General features: G+C 43.3%; 16 protein-coding genes. 7 read left to right on the forward strand and 9 right to left on the reverse strand.

Annotation, left to right across the window (positions count from 1 at the left end; translation table 11 throughout):
* Positions 1 to 743: 743 nt before the first annotated feature.
* Positions 744 to 2,192 (reverse strand): glyceraldehyde-3-phosphate dehydrogenase, encoded by a 1,449-nt coding sequence (locus AM279_RS00340; RefSeq protein ID WP_054410016.1) that lies wholly within the window; start codon positions 2,190 to 2,192, stop codon positions 744 to 746.
* A 207-nt stretch (positions 2,193 to 2,399) separates the two neighbouring features.
* On the opposite strand from AM279_RS00340, the gene AM279_RS00345 reads away from it, so the two are divergent.
* Positions 2,400 to 4,688, forward strand: coding sequence for an Ig-like domain-containing protein (locus AM279_RS00345; RefSeq protein WP_054405664.1), 2,289 nt, complete (start codon positions 2,400 to 2,402; stop codon positions 4,686 to 4,688).
* Between the two features lie 52 nt (positions 4,689 to 4,740).
* Here AM279_RS00345 and AM279_RS00350 read toward each other — a convergent pair whose 3' ends face one another.
* Positions 4,741 to 5,085, reverse strand: a complete 345-nt coding sequence (locus tag AM279_RS00350) for a hypothetical protein (protein ID WP_054405666.1) — start codon at positions 5,083 to 5,085, stop codon at positions 4,741 to 4,743.
* A gap of 147 nt (positions 5,086 to 5,232) precedes the next feature.
* Positions 5,233 to 6,630: a trypsin-like peptidase domain-containing protein gene (locus AM279_RS00355; protein ID WP_054405668.1), complete on the reverse strand. Its 1,398-nt coding sequence runs from the start codon at positions 6,628 to 6,630 to the stop codon at positions 5,233 to 5,235.
* 113 nt (positions 6,631 to 6,743) lie between these two features.
* On the opposite strand from AM279_RS00355, the gene dapF reads away from it, so the two are divergent.
* The 4 genes from dapF to AM279_RS00375 all read left to right on the forward strand — a co-directional run bounded on the left by dapF (position 6,744) and on the right by AM279_RS00375 (position 10,025).
* Positions 6,744 to 7,526, forward strand: coding sequence for a diaminopimelate epimerase (gene dapF, locus AM279_RS00360; protein WP_054405671.1), 783 nt, complete (start codon positions 6,744 to 6,746; stop codon positions 7,524 to 7,526).
* Positions 7,520 to 8,050: a GNAT family N-acetyltransferase gene (locus tag AM279_RS00365; protein ID WP_054405674.1), complete on the forward strand. Its 531-nt coding sequence runs from the start codon at positions 7,520 to 7,522 to the stop codon at positions 8,048 to 8,050. The genes dapF and AM279_RS00365 overlap by 7 nt, the downstream gene beginning before the upstream one ends.
* A 13-nt stretch (positions 8,051 to 8,063) precedes the next feature.
* Positions 8,064 to 9,104, forward strand: coding sequence for an endolytic transglycosylase MltG (mltG, locus tag AM279_RS00370; RefSeq protein ID WP_054405676.1), 1,041 nt, complete (start codon positions 8,064 to 8,066; stop codon positions 9,102 to 9,104).
* Positions 9,105 to 9,377: 273 nt separating this feature from the next.
* Positions 9,378 to 10,025: a hypothetical protein gene (locus AM279_RS00375; protein WP_054405678.1), complete on the forward strand. Its 648-nt coding sequence runs from the start codon at positions 9,378 to 9,380 to the stop codon at positions 10,023 to 10,025.
* Here AM279_RS00375 and AM279_RS00380 read toward each other — a convergent pair.
* The gene (locus AM279_RS00380; protein WP_054405679.1) at positions 10,020 to 10,433 is read right to left on the reverse strand and encodes a hypothetical protein; all 414 of its coding nucleotides are present in this window, start codon (positions 10,431 to 10,433) and stop codon (positions 10,020 to 10,022) included. The genes AM279_RS00375 and AM279_RS00380 overlap by 6 nt on opposite strands.
* 207 nt (positions 10,434 to 10,640) lie before the next feature.
* Between AM279_RS00380 and AM279_RS00385 the strand changes: the two genes are divergently transcribed.
* Positions 10,641 to 11,942 (forward strand): DUF389 domain-containing protein, encoded by a 1,302-nt coding sequence (locus AM279_RS00385; RefSeq protein WP_054405681.1) that lies wholly within the window; start codon positions 10,641 to 10,643, stop codon positions 11,940 to 11,942.
* On the opposite strand, the gene nhaA is transcribed toward AM279_RS00385, so the two are convergent.
* Together nhaA and AM279_RS00395 are read right to left on the reverse strand one after the other, a co-directional pair.
* Complete coding sequence (nhaA, locus tag AM279_RS00390; RefSeq protein WP_054410017.1) at positions 11,929 to 13,125, reverse strand: Na+/H+ antiporter NhaA; 1,197 nt, start codon at positions 13,123 to 13,125, stop codon at positions 11,929 to 11,931. The genes AM279_RS00385 and nhaA overlap by 14 nt on opposite strands.
* A 46-nt stretch (positions 13,126 to 13,171) precedes the next feature.
* Positions 13,172 to 14,698: a SulP family inorganic anion transporter gene (locus AM279_RS00395; RefSeq protein ID WP_054405683.1), complete on the reverse strand. Its 1,527-nt coding sequence runs from the start codon at positions 14,696 to 14,698 to the stop codon at positions 13,172 to 13,174.
* 79 nt (positions 14,699 to 14,777) lie between these two features.
* On the opposite strand from AM279_RS00395, the gene AM279_RS20560 reads away from it, so the two are divergent.
* On the forward strand, positions 14,778 to 14,915 hold the full coding sequence (locus tag AM279_RS20560; protein ID WP_160316410.1) for a hypothetical protein: 138 nt from the start codon (positions 14,778 to 14,780) through the stop codon (positions 14,913 to 14,915).
* Here the strand turns inward: AM279_RS20560 and AM279_RS00400 are convergent.
* Genes AM279_RS00400 through dnaA form a run of 3 tightly spaced genes read right to left on the reverse strand, consistent with a single transcriptional unit; the run spans position 14,912 to position 17,519 of the window.
* Positions 14,912 to 15,625, reverse strand: a complete 714-nt coding sequence (locus AM279_RS00400; protein ID WP_054405685.1) for an SAM-dependent methyltransferase — start codon at positions 15,623 to 15,625, stop codon at positions 14,912 to 14,914. The two genes, AM279_RS20560 and AM279_RS00400, sit on opposite strands and share 4 nt — an antisense overlap.
* On the reverse strand, positions 15,625 to 16,092 hold the full coding sequence (locus AM279_RS00405; RefSeq protein ID WP_054405687.1) for a low molecular weight protein-tyrosine-phosphatase: 468 nt from the start codon (positions 16,090 to 16,092) through the stop codon (positions 15,625 to 15,627). Before AM279_RS00405 ends, AM279_RS00400 begins: the two co-directional genes overlap by 1 nt.
* Positions 16,092 to 17,519, reverse strand: a complete 1,428-nt coding sequence (gene dnaA, locus AM279_RS00410; protein WP_054405689.1) for a chromosomal replication initiator protein DnaA — start codon at positions 17,517 to 17,519, stop codon at positions 16,092 to 16,094. Before dnaA ends, AM279_RS00405 begins: the two co-directional genes overlap by 1 nt.
* Between the last annotated feature and the right edge of the window lie 72 nt (positions 17,520 to 17,591).

Below are 17,591 nucleotides of genomic sequence, written 5' to 3' on the forward strand. Positions count from 1 at the left end.
AATTTTTAGATGGAAAAGGACTCCTCCCTAAACGGGGGAGTTTTTTGTTTTGTCCTGTTTTATGGAACGCGGATGCCGCGGACTGAACGGATTCCCACAGATTTTATCCCTTTCTTCACGTAGTGTCATTACGAGGAGGAACGACGAAGTAATCTTTCCTTGACCTCATTTCAATATTTTAATAGAACATATCCGTATTGTTTTCTTTACAGCTTCGGGAGGCTTAGGCGGGGGAGTATCCGGATTTTGTTCAGGCCGTTTTTTGGGTGGGCGGGGTTTAATAAGCATGGTGGTATTTCAGTTATCAAATCTTGCGAAATCTTATACCGAACCAACACTGCAAAGTTACAACCGTTTTTTGAAAATTTAGTGCAGCCATTCTTGCACTAAAAAAGTGAGGAAAAATGGGGGATAGAGAAAAGTCTAAGGTCAAAAGTCGAAAGATTTGATGCCGAAAAAAGTAGGGAAAGGCTTACGGTAAGTTCAGGTCGACAATTTGAGGCAGATAAAAAGGAGGGAGAGGATGCTTGCGTGCGCAATAGGATAAGCTAAAATTTTTGTGATTCCAAAAACCGGGTTTCGATTTGCGAAAAATGCAATGGCGTTAACATTTTGGTTTCACACCGTGAAAATGAAATCCAAAAGTGAAAAATTAGCCCCTTTTTAATAAAAAAAATCCGCCCCCACGTGACCGGGGCGGACTTGGCAATTATGAAGAAAAAAAAGGTTGATTAGGCAATATTTTAATAGTAGGTATAGCGGCGAACTTTAGCCACGTGTTTTGCAAGGCGCATTACCTGGTGGCTGTAGCCATATTCGTTATCATACCACACATACAGTACAATACTCTTGCCATCAGGGCTTACAATGGTAGCCTTACTATCGAATATTGAAGGGGCGGCAGTGCCTACTATGTCGCTGCTAACAAGCTCGTTATTAACAGAATACTTGATTTGTTCTACCAGTTCGCCTTCAAGGGCATAGTGTTTTAGTATCTCGTTTACCTCGGCTGCGGTTGTGGGGCGCTCTATCTCAAGGTTAAGCACTGCAAGTGAGCCATTTGGCACCGGAACACGTATTGCGTTGCTGGTCAGTTTACCCGCAAGCGCAGGAATGGCGCGGGCTACGGCGCTGCCGGCACCGGTTTCGGTAATAACCATATTAAGGCCTGCAGCCCTGCCACGGCGGTACTTTTTGTGCATGTTGTCAACCAGGTTCTGGTCGTTAGTATAGGCATGTATAGTTTCAAGATGTCCCTTAACAATGCCTAAAGTGTCTTCAACTACCTTAAGTACAGGCGTTATGGCATTTGTAGTGCATGATGCCGCCGACCATATTGTTGTAGTGTCTACATCAAAATTATCGTGGTTAACGCCGTAAACAATGTTAGGGACATCCTTGCCCGGAGCAGTAAGTATTACCTTATCAATACCTTGAGCTGCAAGGTGTTTGCCCAGGGCATCCTGGGTTGTGTTTGCGCCACTGTTATCTATTAGCAGGGCGTTATGTATTCCATACTTTGTGTAGTCTATTTTTTCGGGGTTGCTGGCACTTATCACGCGCACGGTTGCCCCGTTAATAATCAGGCAGTTATTCTTGGTGTCTGCCACAACAGAGCCTTCAAAATCACCGTGAATAGAGTCATGGCGCAGTAGTGAGGCACGTTTTTCCAGTAGCGCTGCATCATGCTTGTCGCGCACTACTATAGCACGCAGGCGTAGTTGTGCACCCTGGCCTATTTTTGCCATCATTTCGCGGGCTAACAGCCTGCCTATGCGGCCAAAGCCAAACAGTACCACATCTTTAGGCTTAATATCGCCACCGCTGCGGGCATTGCGCAGGCGGTCGTTTACAAAGGCGGCGGCATCGCTATATAGGTTGTCTGCCAGGTGGTACTCGTAGGTTAATTTGCCAATATCTATGCGGCTTGGGGGCAGGTTAGCCACCCTTAGCGCACGTGCAATCTCGACAGTATCAAAAACATTGATGGGTTTTTTAATGAATTCGGCAGCATATTCGTGCAGGTTCATAATCTCGCCCAGGCTGCGGTCTATCATCTGGTTGCGGAAAAGTACCAGTTCAACCGACTTGTCATACCAAAGCTCGCTAACAATGTTTACAAGCTCTACACCAGCCTTGCGGCGGCTGGCCTGAAAAGTAAGCTCTTTTTCGTAAAGTGTGGTCTGATTCACAATTTTAAGTGGTTTTTGTTTTTGATTACGCAGCAAATATATAAACTAAAACGTTTTCGTGAAACAAAATTCGTAAATATTTTTTCAAGCCATCTCTGTTAAATTATGTTATAGGATTGTTAAAGAATGTATAAAGTGCATTTTTGTGTTATATTTTTATAGGATTAGCTTACTAATTACTCTTTTTTTAACAAATTTATCACTACTATGAAAAGAAATTTACTGTTTCAGCTTGGTTTGATATTGTTGTTTGCGCTCTCAGCCAATAGCCTGAGCGCACAAATAGCATATAGCCAGAACTTTAACGACGAAGACAACATTGACTGGGAAGATGAACAAGGCTATTTTTGGCTTGAAGACGAAGATGCTTGCGACGGCTATTCGCTTGCAACAGAGCTATATGCAGGAAATGTTGACGGTATTGCCACGTCTGATGTAATAGGTGTTTCAAACGGGCAGCCTGCACAGCTTAGCTATTCATATAAACTGCTTGATTATTATGAAGGTACGGCATATCCTAACACACTTGCATGGGGTAGTTTTACGGTGTCTTATGCTACAGCTGCTACGGGGCCGTGGACAGCCCTGGAAACCATTTCCCCGTCTAACCACGTAGTTTCAGCTGATTGTGCCGTAAGGACTATTAGTTTTACACCGCCATCGGGCAATGTGTACCTTAGGCTTACGGTAGATGTAAACCAGGATGACGAAGATTATGAGGTAGATGCCCTTTTGTATTTTGACAATCTAACCGTAATACAAGGTAACTGTAGTGGTGCTCCTGCGGTTGCAACTGCTTTGTCTTCAATGGCTGAGGCGTGTACTAATAATAGTTTTACGCTGTCTTTGGCGCCTGAATTTTTACAATTTGGAATTACCTATCAGTGGCAGGTATCTACCGATGGTACTACATTTACTAACGTAGCTGCAGGTGGCACAGGTGCTACCTATACCACAACACAAAGCCAAACAAGCTGGTACAGGGCTGTTGTAACCTGTACTAACAGCGGGCAAAGCACTAACAGTACTGCTGTAGAGGTAGAATCTACCGGTGGAGTTTGCTATTGCGATGTTGAGTTTGATGCCGGTGTAGAGCCTATTACCTATGTTGATTTTGCCGGTATAAGCAATACTACTTCTGAAGAGGTAGATGAAACACCAAGTATGGAAGATTTTACAAACCTTGGTCCTGCGGAAGTTGTTAAGGGTGAAACCTATACCATTACCCTTAGGGGCAACACAGCCGGTGAGTTTGATAACTACTTTACTGTATATATTGACTTTAACCAAAACGGTAACCTTGACGACGAGGGAGAAGTGTTTCAAATAGGTTCGCTATACGAATCAGACGGCAGCCCTGAATCTGAGGTACTTACTGAAGATATTGAAATACCGGCCACTGCACTTACAGGCCTTACCCGTATGAGGATATTTAAGTCATTTGATGCCTTTACTACAACCCCTTGTTCAAGCGATGATGCTTCTGGCTATGGCCAGATTGAAGACTATACCATTAATATATTTGAGCCATGCAATACCCCTGCACCGGAGGCTGAGGCCCTTCAGGTAGTGTGCCCGGGCGCGACCATTGGTGATTTAAGTGCAGAAGGTACTGTTATTAAATGGTATGCTGCTACTACAGGCGGCGAGGCGCTTGCTGCTGCTACTGTGCTTACTGCAACTACTTACTATGCAGCACAAATTCCTGAAGGAAGCTGCGAAAGCGAAGAACGTACTGCTGTAGCCGTTGAGTTTAGCGTTATCCCATCGCCGGTAGCTGAAGAAGCTACACAGGTATTTTGCGAAGAAGCCTATGTAGGTGACCTTGAGGTAGTAGCCGATGGCGAAGTGGTGTGGTATGCATCTGAAACGGGAGAAGATGTGGTTAGTGATGAAGCTGAACTGGTTAGTGGAACCACATATTATGCCGCACAGTTTGTAGAAGGCTGCGAGAGTGCTACACGTACTGGCGTAACCGCTACTGTTAATATTGTAACGGCCCCTGTGGCAGAAACACAGTCGTTTAGTGTTGAAGAAGGCGAAACCATTAGCCTTGAAGATATTGAGGTAGCCGCCGATGCGCCGCTTACCTGGTATGAGTCTGAAGAAGATGCGTTAAACAATACCGATGCCCTTAACCCTGAAACCTATGCTGTTAACGTTGGAGAAACCGTTACGCTTTATGTTGTACAAACTGTAGGCGAGTGTGTTAGCGCGCCAACAGCGGTTACCATAACAGTAACCCTTGGTTCAGAGAGGTTTACTATGGCTGGGCTCACGTATTATCCTAACCCGGTTAAGGATGTATTTACCCTTGGCTATAAGAATACAATTGATACTGTAGAAGTATACAACCTTGTAGGCCAGTGTGTACTAAGGCAGCAAGCTGCCGGTACAGATGCTACCTTAAACCTGGGCAGCCTTGCTTCAGGAAGTTATATGGTTAAGGTGCAAAGCGGTACCGAAACCGGAATCATTAAAATTATTAAACACTAACAGGACAGTGTAATAATGAAAGAAGGGAGCCCGAAAAGGCTCCCTTTGTTTTTTAGCTGAATTTTATACGGGTAGATAAAAAGCCCACGGCGCAGCAGGCCAGGCCGGCTATAATACTGTAGTTCATGTAGGCAATATTATGCTCCAGGTAAAACACATAACCGGTTAGCAACAGTGCAGCTGCCTCTATATAGTAACAGGTTTGGCGGGCTATGCGTGGCGGTATTTTAAACTGTTTCCAAAACAGCGTAGTAACCATAGCTATGGCAGCAAGCCCCAGTATTATACCCCCTGGAAAATACAGGTGTTTGCTTACTTCATCATATCCTTTATACAGCAGTGCCCCAATAATAATAAGGTGCACAAAAAATTCAAAGTAACGCTTGGCTCTTCTCATTGTTAGTTTTGTCTTGTGGCAAAAGTATAAAAAGGGTTTTTAGCAATGTTTATTTTGTGTTATATTTTGTTACAGTTAACCATAAAAAAACTGTGCCTGCAATACAGCAGGCACAGTTACTAACTATAATAAAAGCAAGATGAAAATTTACATGATAAAGCGCACCAGTTCACCATTTTTGGTTATCATCTCTACACGCACGCGGTTATTAGCCCCCTTGCGTGAAAGTATTTCGGTAACGGTGTCTATGTTTTCGGCCTTTGTGTTGTTAATACTCAGGATTATACCTCCCTTAAGTTCATCATAATAAGGCATATAGTTTTCATCGGTAATTTCCTTAATACGAACACCATAGTTTACCTTAAGCTGTTTCTTTTCGGCAGCGGTAAGGTCTTCAAGCTCAAGTCCATCATAAATAAAGCTGTTTATTTCGTTTTTGGTCAGCTTAACCGGTACGGTTACCTGCCTGCCGTTGCGGTCTACAACAACGTTAACCACATCATTAGGCCTTTTGGTAACAATAGCAGCGTTTATATCGGCAAAGCCATTTATGGGCTTGTTGTCTATCTTAACAATCACATCGCCTTTTTTAATGCCGGCTTTGGCAGCACCGCTGTTGGCCACTACACTGTTTACATAAAAGCCCTGGGTAACACTGGTGCCAAACTCTTTGGCAGTAACGGCATTAACCTCGCCGCCCTGCACGCCAAGTGCACCACGCTGCACATTGCCATACTCCATAAGGTCTTCTACAATTTTACGGGTAATGTTGCTGGGCACTGCAAACGAATATCCTACATAAGACCCTGTAGTAGACTGTATCATGGTATTGATGCCCACCAGCTCGCCACGGGTGTTAACTAGTGCACCGCCGCTGTTGCCCGGGTTTACGGCAGCATCAGTCTGTATAAACGACTGTATGCCGTCTTTGCTCAGGTTACGCGCCTTTGCCGATACTATACCAGCGGTAACGGTACTGTTAAGGTTGTAGGGGTTGCCAACGGCCAGTACCCATTCGCCCACTTTCATGGCATCGCTGTCGCCAAAGGTGGCATACGGCAGTTTCTCATCAGTATCCACCTTAAGCAGGGCAATATCCATTTTGCTGTCGGTGCCCACAAGCTTGGCTTTATATGTCTTATTGTTGTTTAGTGTAACTTCCAGCTCGCTGGCGTTTTGTATTACGTGGTTATTAGTAACAATATAACCGTCCTGCGTAATAATAACCCCGCTGCCGGTACCCACCTGCGCCTGTTGCTGGCCACCGCGGTAACCGTAGAAAAACTCGAGCATGGGGTCGTTAGGGGTGGTGCGGTATGTTGTGTTTTTTACGTGTACCACTGTGTGCACGGCCTGGTCTGCAGCGGCGGTAAAATCGCCGGCTTCATTGCCTGTAAATGATACATTTCTGGTTAACGGAGATTGCGGAGCGGCAATTGATAAGGCAGAGGAATTATTGTCGTTATCAAATACCAGTTTATACGCTCCAAGAGTAGTGGCGCCACTTAAGAGTGCTACCAAAAATAAGCTTGAAAACTTTTTCATAATAGTAAAAACAGTATTTAATTTAATGGTTAAAACATATAGTTAAACGGCGGTTTACCATGCTGTAGTATGGTGTTGCTAATATTTGTACTTTTGTGCTGATACAGCTAAATATGGAACATACTTTTTACAAATACCAGGGAACCGGTAACGACTTTATCATGATAGACAACCGCGATGAAGTATTTCCCAAAAATGATACCAAACTTGTAGCCCACCTTTGTGACAGGCGTTTTGGTATAGGTGCAGATGGCCTTATACTGCTTGAAAATGACGGCGCTACCGATTTTAAAATGGTATATTATAATGCTGATGGTAATACCAGCAGCATGTGTGGCAACGGCGGCAGGTGCATAGTGGCGTTTGCTAACTTCCTGGGGATTATAGACAACGAAACAGAATTTGAAGCAGCAGACGGCCGCCACCACGCTACAATAGATGATAGCGGCATAGTTTCTTTGCACATGAAAGACGTAAACACGGTAACGGTGTATGAAAGCTATGTGTTTCTTGATACCGGCTCTCCGCACCATGTGGAAATAGTGGAAGACCTTGCCGAAATGGACGTGAAAAAGATAGGGGCTAACATTCGATACAGCGGTATGTATGGCGATGCGGGGTCTAACGTTAACTTTGTAAGCCAGCTTGATGCTGACAAATTTTCAGTGCGCACTTATGAGCGTGGGGTAGAAGACGAAACCTACAGCTGCGGTACCGGTGTAACCGCCGTAGCCATTGCCATGAAGGTATTAGGCAAGACCGAAGCCGATGCTATTGAGCTGTTTACACCGGGTGGCGAACTGAAAGTAAGCTTTAAGCAGAACCATAAACAGTTTACTGATGTGTACCTTACCGGCCCGGCTAAATTTGTGTTTAAAGGCGATACCGAATGGTAACCCTTACCGGAAATAGCATTTACCTGCGTGCACTTGAGCCCGAAGACCTTGAGTTTGTGTACCGCCTTGAAAATGATGAAACCATTTGGGAGGTAAGCAACACGCAAACACCATACAGCCGTTTCCTAATACACCAGTACCTTGAAAATGCCCACCAGGACATTTATGAGGCCAAGCAGTTACGCCTGGCTATTTGCAAAACGGGCGGTTTTGATGCTATTGGGCTTATAGACCTTTTTGATTTTGACCCAGCTAACCAAAGGGCAGGCGTGGGTATCATCCTGCAAAATGAACAAGACAGGGGCAAGGGCTATGGCAAAGAGGCACTGGGCATGGTTATAAACTACGCATTCAATACCTTGCAGCTACACCAGCTCTATGCAAATATACATTTGGGCAATGTTGCAAGTATTACCCTTTTTACTAATTTTGGCTTCACACAGGTGGGTATAAAAAAAGACTGGAACAGGCAGGGTAACCGCTTTACAGACGAAGGTTTATACCAGCTGCTAAACAAACTTTAATAACTACATTACTTTGAAACTGAGGAAAATTATTGGTATTTTTTCGCTGGTGGTTGTCATTGGCGGAACCATTTTAGGCGTTTATTTTTATAAGAAGATATTTGCCCCAAACACTAAATTCAGCGACCGCGAAGTGGCCATATACATACCCACCGGCGCTCAATTTGAAGATGTTTCTAAATTAGTGGCGCCTTATGTAGAAAGCGTTGAAACGTTTGAATGGGTGGCCGATAAAAAGCAATACACCGAAAATGTAAAGGCCGGTAAAATAGTTTTTACCAACGGTATGAGCAGTAACGACCTTATTACGGCACTGCGCAACCCTGTGCCCGTTAAAATATCGTTTAACAACCAGGAAACCCTTAACGATGCCGTGGGCCGCATAGGCCAGCAGCTGGAGCCCGACAGCCTGGCGCTGCTACAGGCGTTTACCGATAAGAAGTTTCTTGAAGAGAACGGCCTTACCGAAGATGATGTGTTAAGTGTTATTATACCTAACACATATGAGTTTTTCTGGAATACTACAGCCACTAAGGTACGCGACAGGATGGTGGAAGAATACCGCAAATTCTGGACGCCTGAGCGCAAAGCTAAAGCAGAAGCGCAGGGCCTTACACCGCTACAGGTGTCTGCACTGGCCAGTATAGTGCACAAGGAAACAGTTAAGAGTGACGAACGCCCACGCGTAGCCGGTGTGTACCTAAACCGCCTTAATAAAGGTATGAAGCTTCAGGCCGACCCTACCGTTATTTATGCCAAGAAAAAAGTAGATAACGATTTTGGACAGGTAATTAAAAGGGTGCTAAACGCTTACCTGCCAATAGATTCTCCATACAATACCTATAAGTATAACGGGCTGCCTCCGGGGCCTATTGCCATGCCTGATATTACAGCTATTGATGCCGTGCTTAACCCTGAAAAGCACAACTACCTGTATTTTTGCGCCAGCGTAACCAACTTTGGTTATCATGAGTTTGCCGTTACCGAAGCACAGCACAATGCCAATAGTGCAAAATACCACAAATGGCTTGACCAAAACGATATTAAAAAGTAGAAAAATACTTACATAATTAAATCATGAATGCCTGTCAATATCTGTTGGCGGGCATTTTTTTTCATAAAAATTTACCCTTAAAAGCCTGCTTCAGGCAATCTTTGTAACTGCTTTGTATAGCAGGTTTTAGGGCGGTATTCAAGGCTAAATTATGTTCTTAAGGTAAAGTTAAAGTTAGGCTGTTTTGTAAGTGTTTGTAAATCAGGCTAATTTTTTACCTATCTTTGCCACAGTGAAATTCATAAGGTGACAGATTATGAGAAATAAAATTACATGCTTAAAAGGTGGATATATTTTACAGGGCTTGGCCTGTTTATTACTGTAGTTAGTACAGGTTTTAAAACAAAGGCAGAAAAACAATTTGGAAAAATAGAAGGTTTTCACATAGCCCCTAACGAAATTACCCATTACACAGTTCCCACCCCGGACGAAACAGAACAAGTTACTTACCGCTTACCTTATACCGGAAAATCATACATAGGCTTTAAGCAGGCAGTTGGCATTAAAGAAAGCCAGGGCCTTTACAAGCTTGTAAGCCGCTATGGATATCTGGGTAAATACCAGTTTGGAAAGCGCGCACTGCGCACGCTGGGTATTTATGATACTAAGGAATTCCTTAACAACCCTGCACTACAGGAAAGGGCGTTTAAAGCGCTGCTTTCTAAAAACAAGTATGAGTTGCGTAAGGAGATAGTAAAGTTTGAAGGCAAAATTATTAAAGGAATTAAAATTACCGAAAGCGGTATGCTTGCAGCGGCCCATCTTGCCGGTGCCGATAGTGTAAAGCGTTTTCTTTACAGCAACGGTAACAAAAGCTTCCGCGATGGTTTTGGAACTTCAATAAAGAGCTACATCAAGAAATTTGGCGGATATGATACTTCTATTATAGTTGCGCATTCTTCCCCTAAGGTAAAATTATAGCAGTAAAGAGGCCAGTTTTTTCTCGGCTTCTGCCAGGCGTATTTCCTGTTCTTCCAGCATATCAGATACTTTCTTTTGCTGTAAGCGGTTGTGCGTGTTTTTTAGCTTTGCATAATCTTTATCAGATAGGTTTTGAATGTGGTTGCGCTGCAGGTATTTAAAATACTCTCCATAAGTAAGGCCATCATCTTCAGTAAGCGGCTTTTTATTGGCATCAGATGACAAGATGTGCTGGCTGAGTACCTCCTGCAGGCTTTTTGATTTGAGCCTCAGTACCTGGAATTTTTCCAATAGCTCACTACGGCGGATTTTGTAACCCGGCCGGTTATTTAAGAAGGCAAAAAGCAGGTATATAACCAAGCTTGCTGATAATAGTATTACCAGTGTAAGTTCAGGAAATAAAGGCATAATGGGTTGTGTTTGGTGCTAAATTACACAAAAAAAAAGCTCGCATATTTACATTTTGGTGCTGAGTATCAATAAAAAAGGATTATTTAATTTTGGGTATCAAAATTTGATGAATTGTTAAAATCAGTATTTATTTAAATATTGATTTTTATCTTTATTATATTATACTTAGACACTTATAATAGGATATATATTACAGATTTGCTTATGGCACTATCAAAATCATTATTCAACCTTCTTGAAGGAGAAGACAATCGGGATAAAACACTTGAAACCGTTTCTAATAATGTAACCTTTAAGGGGGCAAATTTATGGATACTGGCCTGTGCAATAATAGTGGCCTCGGTTGGGTTAAATGTAAATTCAACTGCGGTAATTATAGGTGCCATGCTTATATCGCCTCTAATGGGGCCTATTGTTGGCGCAGGATTTGCACTTGCCATTTTTGATTTTGCGTTGTTACGTAAATCGCTCATGAACCTTTTAGTGGCCACAGTGGTAAGCCTAACTGTATCTACACTATATTTTTTAATTACACCGTTTAAAGATGTACAAAGCGAACTGCTTGCACGCACGGCACCTAATATTTATGATATACTTATTGCCTTTTTTGGTGGTATAGTAGGTGTTATTGCTGTTACCCGTGTAGAAAAGGGCAACCCAATACCCGGGGTTGCTATAGCCACAGCTTTAATGCCTCCATTGTGTACCGCAGGCTACGGGCTTGCCACAGGGCAGTGGAGTTATTTTGCAGGGGCTTTTTACCTGTATTGTATAAACTGTGTGTTTATTGGCATAGCTACTTTTCTTATAATTAAATATTTAAAATATCCAGCAAAAAAACAGGTTAATGAGCGCCAGCAAAAACTGGTACGCAATACCATTTGGGTGCTTATAATTATTATGATTGTTCCCAGTAGTTACCTGGCTTATTCTCTATATAAGGAACAACAGTTTAAAAAGAGTGCCGATACCTTTATAAACAATGAGTTTACCGATAAAGGCTTTACCGTGGTGTATAAAAAAACCAGTGCATCGCCTAAGTTGATTGAGCTTGCTATGTTGTCTAAGCGATTTACTGATGTTGAAATTGATTCATTAAAGCACAGGGTAAACAGGATGGAATATCTCGCAGGCACAAAGCTGGTTATCAGGCAGGACAGTTTAGATCGTTTTAATGCCCTTAAAGGAGATATACTGAACCAGATAAGAAGTAGCGAGAACGAGATAAACCAAAAAGATGTAAAAATCATACAGCTTGAAAAACAGCTGGCTAAGAACACTTTTGACAATAAAAAATTGTTTGAAGAAGTAGGTGCGCTTTTTCCTCAAATTAAATCGCTATCAGTGTCACGGCACGATTTTGCTGTACAGAAAGATAGTGTAAAGCATATAACTGCGGTGCTTTATACTGGTAAGCTCCTTAAAAATGATGAAAAAGAAAAACTGGCTAACTGGCTCAACAAGCGATTGGCAGTTAATGATGTGCAGGTATTTAATGCTCAATAGCGCTGGTTGCCCGTTTCTTTTTATTGTATACAGATAAGAAGATGTATCCTGATATACCCGCAAATATTGATGCTACAAGTATTGCAAATTTTGCTTCTGCCTGAAGCATGGGCTTGTCTAACGATAGTAGCGCAATAAATATTGACATGGTAAAACCGATACCCCCCAAAAGGCCTGCACCAAAGAGGTGAACCCAGCCCACATTTGCCGGAAGTTTTGCCAGTTTTAGTTTTACCGATAGCCAGCTCATGGCAAAAATGCCTATTGGCTTGCCTAAAAACAAACCTAATACAATACCCAGACCTAAATTACTAACCAGTCCCTGGCTCATGCCGGGTTCAAAAGTAATATTAGTATTAGCTATTGCAAAAATGGGCATAATTATAAAGTTAACCGGGTTGCCCAGTATATGCTCCAGCTTTTCGAGTGGCGATTCTACAGCATCTGGGGTTGTGGGAAGTGTAAACGCGGTAAGAACCCCTGCAATGGTAGCATGTATACCGCTGTGGTGTATAAAATACCACATAAAGGCACCGGGTATCAGGTATGCCCATATTTTCTTTACGCCAAAGCGGTTTAAACCTATAAGGAATAAAAATATACCACCGGCATACAGCAGGTTTATAAGGTGTAATTCTGTGCTGTAAAAAACGGCTATAACCAGTATTGCCATAAGGTCATCGGCAATGGCAAGTGCAGCCAGGAATATTTTAAGGCGGGAGGGTACTTTATTTCCTAAAAGTGACAGTATACCCAGTGCAAAGGCAATATCGGTAGCCATGGGTATTCCCCAGCCTTTGGAGGTGTGTGGCTCTGCATGGTTAAAAACGGCATATATAATAGCAGGGGCAATAACACCACCCACAGCAGCCAAAACCGGCAGTGCGGCCAGCTTTACCGAAGACAATTCTCCCTCAATAACCTCGCGTTTAATTTCAAGGCCAACAAGCAGAAAAAAGATTGCCATTAGGCCATCGTTTATCCATAAAAGTATAGGATATTTAAGGTGGACTCCACCACCTTCAAAGCCAAGTTGCGTTTGCAGGAAATGGTTAAAATCATCCGAAAGGCCTGTATTGGCAATGGTTAAGGACACTATTACACATAGTAACAGTAAAATACCGCCTGCTGAAGATGAACTGAAAAAGTTTTTGAATGCCTTAAGGTTAATGTTTAGCGCCATAGCTGCTAAAATACGATATTTAGCAGGTTTGGCAATCAAAATTCGGTTAAGTTTTGTTGGTTGCTACGCTGTAAACCGGGTCTTCGCTTACGTTTACTTCAATAACACCTTCCGCATTATACAGCAGCCTCCTGCTGTCTTCGCTAAGGTGTTTAAGGGTTAGGGTTTTACCGGCTTCGCGATATTTCCGGGTAAGTACATTGAGTGCTTCAATGGCCGACATATCTGCCACGCGGCTGTCTTTAAAGTCTATTACCACCTGTTGTGGGTCGGTAGTAATATCAAACTTTTCATTAAAAGTGCTTACAGAGCCAAAGAATAGCGGCCCATATATTTCATAATGCTTGACACCGGCATCGTCTACATATTTTCGGGCACGGATGCGTTTAGCGCTTTCCCAGGCAAATACAAGGGCTGATATAATAATGCCTATAAGCACCGCAAGTGCAAGGTTGTGCAGTACTATGGTTATTATAGCTACAAGTATGCCGGTAAAAATATCGCTCTTAGGCATTTTGGTAATGATACGGAAACTGGCCCATTCAAACGTACCTATGGCTACCATCATCATTACGCCGGTTAGTGCGGCCATAGGTAGCCTGCCTATAACCGGTGCGCCAAACAATATAATTATGAGTATGGTTAATGCAGCTACAATACCCGCCAGCCTTGCCCTGGCACCAGCGTTGAGGTTAACCAGTGTTTGGGCAATCATGGGGCAGCCGCCCATGCCGTAAAAAAATCCGTTGGCTATATTGGCTGTGCCCTGGGCTATGCTCTCGCGGTTGCTGTTGCCTTTAGTGCCCGTAATTTCGTCTACAAGGTTTAGGGTTAGCAGGCCTTCGGTTAGGCCTACCGATGCCATTATGAGTGAGTAGGGAAAGATAAGCGCCAGTGTTTCGAATGTAAAAGGAATTTGTGGGATGTGGAAAGGAGGGAACCCACCCTGAACCGAGGCTATGTCCTGCACGGTTTTGGTTTCTATGCCAAAGCCCAGCACCACGGCAAACACTACAATAATAGCCACAAGCGATGCCGGTACGGCCTTCGTAATTTTTGGGAAGCCAACTACTATGCCTATTGTAAGGGCTACAAGACCAAGCATAATGTATAGGGGAGTGCCCGAAAGCCATTCTGTATGCCCGTTAACAACGGTTTTAAACTGTTCCAGCTGCGACATAAAAATTACTACCGCAAGGCCGTTTACAAAGCCATACATAACGGGTTGCGGTACCAGGCGTATAAATTTACCCAGTTTAAAAACACCAACAAGTATCTGGATTAGCCCGGCTAATGCTACGGCTGCAAATATATATTCGAGCCCATGCGATTTCATAAGAGCAATAAGTGTTATTACCGTTGCACCCGCACCGCCCGATACAAGCCCCGGCCTGCCGCCCAGCACTGCTGTTACCAGCCCCATAATAAAAGCAGCATACAGCCCCACAAGCGGTGGAAAACCGGCCAGTATGGCAAATGAAAGCGATTCCGGTATCATGGTCATGGCTACGGTAAGCCCGGCCAAAATCTCGTTTTTATAGTTTATTTTTTGTGAAAAGTCGAAGAGTTTCATAATTTATAAAAGTTACTGTGTGGCTGGTTACAAAACATATAGAAATGTAACCAAACCAATAATGATTTGATTAAATGTAATGGATGCTGATTTTACAGTAGGTAAATCAGGGCGGGGTAACTTTTATAAAATGTATGGTATTCATGCCGCGAAGATAGCACAGAGCTTCAAAGCGGCAAAATTTACTGTTGCAAAAGAGTCAGGAAGCTTCTTCTAAAACCTGTGTATAATAAAAATACAGGGCCTGTTGTGCAGGTCTGGCTTCTCCTTTTTCCACTGGGCTATGGTTTTGGTTTTAATGTACTCTGTAGGCAGGGTAATATCTGCCGCTATGCACAGGTGGGTGTTGGGTTGCAGTATGGATAAAAGGTCTTCTACAAGCTTGTTGTTGCGGTAAGGGGTTTCTATAAAAAGTTGCGACTGGCTTTTGTCCTGACTAAGCTTTTCAAAGTTTTTAAGGGCGGTTTTTTTGTCGCCTTTATCAATAGGCAGGTAGCCGTTAAAAGCAAAGCTTTGGCCGTTCATGCCGCTTGCCATCATTGCAAGCAGAATAGAAGAGGGCCCAACCAAGGGTACCACCTGTATGCCTTTTTCATGCGCGATTTTAACTATCGCAGCACCGGGGTCGGCAACGCCGGGGCAGCCGGCTTCACTCATTAAACCCACATTTTTGCCTTCCATACACGGTTGTATAAAAGCGTTGTGCTCAGTAGCTTCAGTATGCTTGTTGAGTATCGATATTTTTAGTTCGGGTTGTTTTTTTGTTGGGAGGATAGCCTTGATGAAACGTCGCGCCGTTTTTTCGTTCTCAACTATATAGTAGTCAATAAATTCAATTGATTTAGCTACAGTTTCAGGCAGTACCGCTTTTGGGTCGGCATCATCGCCCAGAGGAACGGGCAGCAGGTATAGTTTTCCGGCAGGCATCAGGCGTGCTCTTTTATAAGTTTTTCGGCAACTAATGTACAGGCTTCATCCAGCATATCATATACTTTTTCAAAACCTTCATCCCCTCCGTAGTACGGGTCGGGCACATTTACTTTCTGTCCGGGAAAAATCTCGTCCATCATCAGCTTTACCTTTGCTTTACCCTCGGCATGCGGAGCCAGTGCGGTAACATCGCGCAGGTTGTTTGCGTCCATAACATAAATATGGTCAAACTCATTAAAATCATTAATGGTGATTTGCCTTGCCTTCTGGCGGCTTATGTCAAGCCCGCGGCCTTTAGCTGTAGCTACAGAACGCCTGTCGGGCCCGTCGCCCACATGCCAGTTGCCGGTTCCGGCGCTGTCTACTGTAAAGTTTTCGGCAGGGAGCTTGCTTTGCAATATACCTTCGGCCAGTGGCGAACGACATATATTGCCCAGGCAAACCATTAAGATTTTAACAGGCATTATACAGAAAGTTTCTTGTTGATATCATCTACAAACTTACGGAACTGCTTATCGGTAGTAACCAGGTTATCAACCGTTTTGCAGGCGTGTAGTACCGTAGCATGGTCGCGGTCGCCTATTTGAGAGCCTATGTTGGCTAGCGAAGCTTTTGTAAACTTCTTGGCAAAAAACATGGCCAGCTGGCGTGCCTGCACCACATGGCGCTTGCGCGTTTTGCTCTTTAGGGTATCAATATCAAGCTGGAAATAATCAGATACTACTTTTTGTATGTAGTCTATTGATATTTCGCGCTTTATGTTTTTTACAAATTTTTCTACTACCTGCTTGGCAAGGTCTAACGTTACTTCGCGGTGGTTGAAAGATGATTGTGCAATAAGCGATATAATGGCACCCTCAAGCTCGCGCACATTGCTTTTAATGTTACGTGCCACATATTCTATAATTTCCTGCGGCATTTCTACACCATCGCGGTACAGGATGTTGTTAAGGATAGAAATACGGGTTTCATAATCAGGCTGGTGCAGTTCTGCCGAAAGGCCCCACTTAAAGCGCGACAGCAGGCGCTGCTCTATATCCTGCATATCTACAGGAGCCTTGTCTGACGTAAGGATTACCTGCTTTCCGTTTTGGTGCAGGTGGTTAAAGATGTGGAAAAATACATCCTGCGTACCTGTTTTGCCGGAAAGAAACTGTACATCGTCTATAATAAGCACGTCTATCAATTGATAGAAGTGAATAAAATCATTACGGGTATTGCGTTTTACCGAGTCTATATATTGCTGGGTAAAGATTTCGGCAGATATATAAAGTACGGTTTTATCCGGGTATTTATCTTTAATATCTATACCAATAGCGTGTACAAGGTGCGTTTTACCAAGGCCCACACCGCCAAAAATTAGCAGTGGGTTAAACGATGTGCCACCGGGTTTATTGGCCACAGCCAAACCTGCCGAACGTGCCAGGCGGTTAGAGTCGCCCTCAAAAAAGTTGTCAAAGCTGTAATTTGCATTAAGCTGTGAGTCTATTTTAAGGTTACGTATGCCGGGTATTACAAACGGGTTTTTTAGCTCAGGATTTTTGTTTTGAAGCGGAAAATCAACCTCCTGTGGTTTTACAGGGGCGCGGTGGGCGCTGGGCAACTGCTCTGTAAAGGGCTGTTTGTTGCCATAGGTGTTTTCCATCTTGATTTTATAAAGTAACTTTGCGCTGTTGCCAAGTTCTTTAGTTAATGCCACCTTTAGCAGTTTTACATAGTGCTCTTCAAGCCACTCATAAAAGAATTTTGAAGGCACCTGTATATAAAGTGCATTATCAGTAAGCTCAACTGCACGAATGGGTTCAAACCAGGTTTTGTAGGCCTGATCCTGAATATTGTCTTTTATGAACAGCAGACAGTTTTCCCATACCGATTGCGCAGTTTTTACCATGTTACTGATTTTAAGGTGTTTATTAATTGTTGTCGTTATAACCGAAATGTGCGGATTTCATTCCGGTTCGGG

The organism is Flavobacterium akiainvivens (genome assembly GCF_001278115.1).
Classification (GTDB): Bacteria; Bacteroidota; Bacteroidia; order Flavobacteriales; family Flavobacteriaceae; genus Flavobacterium; species Flavobacterium akiainvivens.

Bases quoted from the DNA above. Each gene is read 5' to 3' on its own strand.
- AM279_RS00355 (WP_054405668.1), bottom strand. From the start codon at position 6,630: ATGAAAAAGTTTTCAAGCTTATTTTTGGTAGCACTCTTAAGTGGCGCC.
- AM279_RS00350 (WP_054405666.1), bottom strand. From the start codon at position 5,085: ATGAGAAGAGCCAAGCGTTACTTTGAATTTTTTGTGCACCTTATTATT.
- AM279_RS20560 (WP_160316410.1), top strand. From the start codon at position 14,778: ATGGATGCTGATTTTACAGTAGGTAAATCAGGGCGGGGTAACTTTTAT.
- nhaA (WP_054410017.1), bottom strand. From the start codon at position 13,125: ATGGCGCTAAACATTAACCTTAAGGCATTCAAAAACTTTTTCAGTTCA.
- dnaA (WP_054405689.1), bottom strand. From the start codon at position 17,519: ATGGTAAAAACTGCGCAATCGGTATGGGAAAACTGTCTGCTGTTCATA.
- AM279_RS00375 (WP_054405678.1), top strand. From the start codon at position 9,378: ATGCTTAAAAGGTGGATATATTTTACAGGGCTTGGCCTGTTTATTACT.
- AM279_RS00400 (WP_054405685.1), bottom strand. From the start codon at position 15,625: ATGCCTGCCGGAAAACTATACCTGCTGCCCGTTCCTCTGGGCGATGAT.
- AM279_RS00405 (WP_054405687.1), bottom strand. From the start codon at position 16,092: ATGCCTGTTAAAATCTTAATGGTTTGCCTGGGCAATATATGTCGTTCG.
- AM279_RS00345 (WP_054405664.1), top strand. From the start codon at position 2,400: ATGAAAAGAAATTTACTGTTTCAGCTTGGTTTGATATTGTTGTTTGCG.
- AM279_RS00395 (WP_054405683.1), bottom strand. From the start codon at position 14,698: ATGAAACTCTTCGACTTTTCACAAAAAATAAACTATAAAAACGAGATT.
- dapF (WP_054405671.1), top strand. From the start codon at position 6,744: ATGGAACATACTTTTTACAAATACCAGGGAACCGGTAACGACTTTATC.
- AM279_RS00385 (WP_054405681.1), top strand. From the start codon at position 10,641: ATGGCACTATCAAAATCATTATTCAACCTTCTTGAAGGAGAAGACAAT.
- AM279_RS00380 (WP_054405679.1), bottom strand. From the start codon at position 10,433: ATGCCTTTATTTCCTGAACTTACACTGGTAATACTATTATCAGCAAGC.
- AM279_RS00365 (WP_054405674.1), top strand. From the start codon at position 7,520: ATGGTAACCCTTACCGGAAATAGCATTTACCTGCGTGCACTTGAGCCC.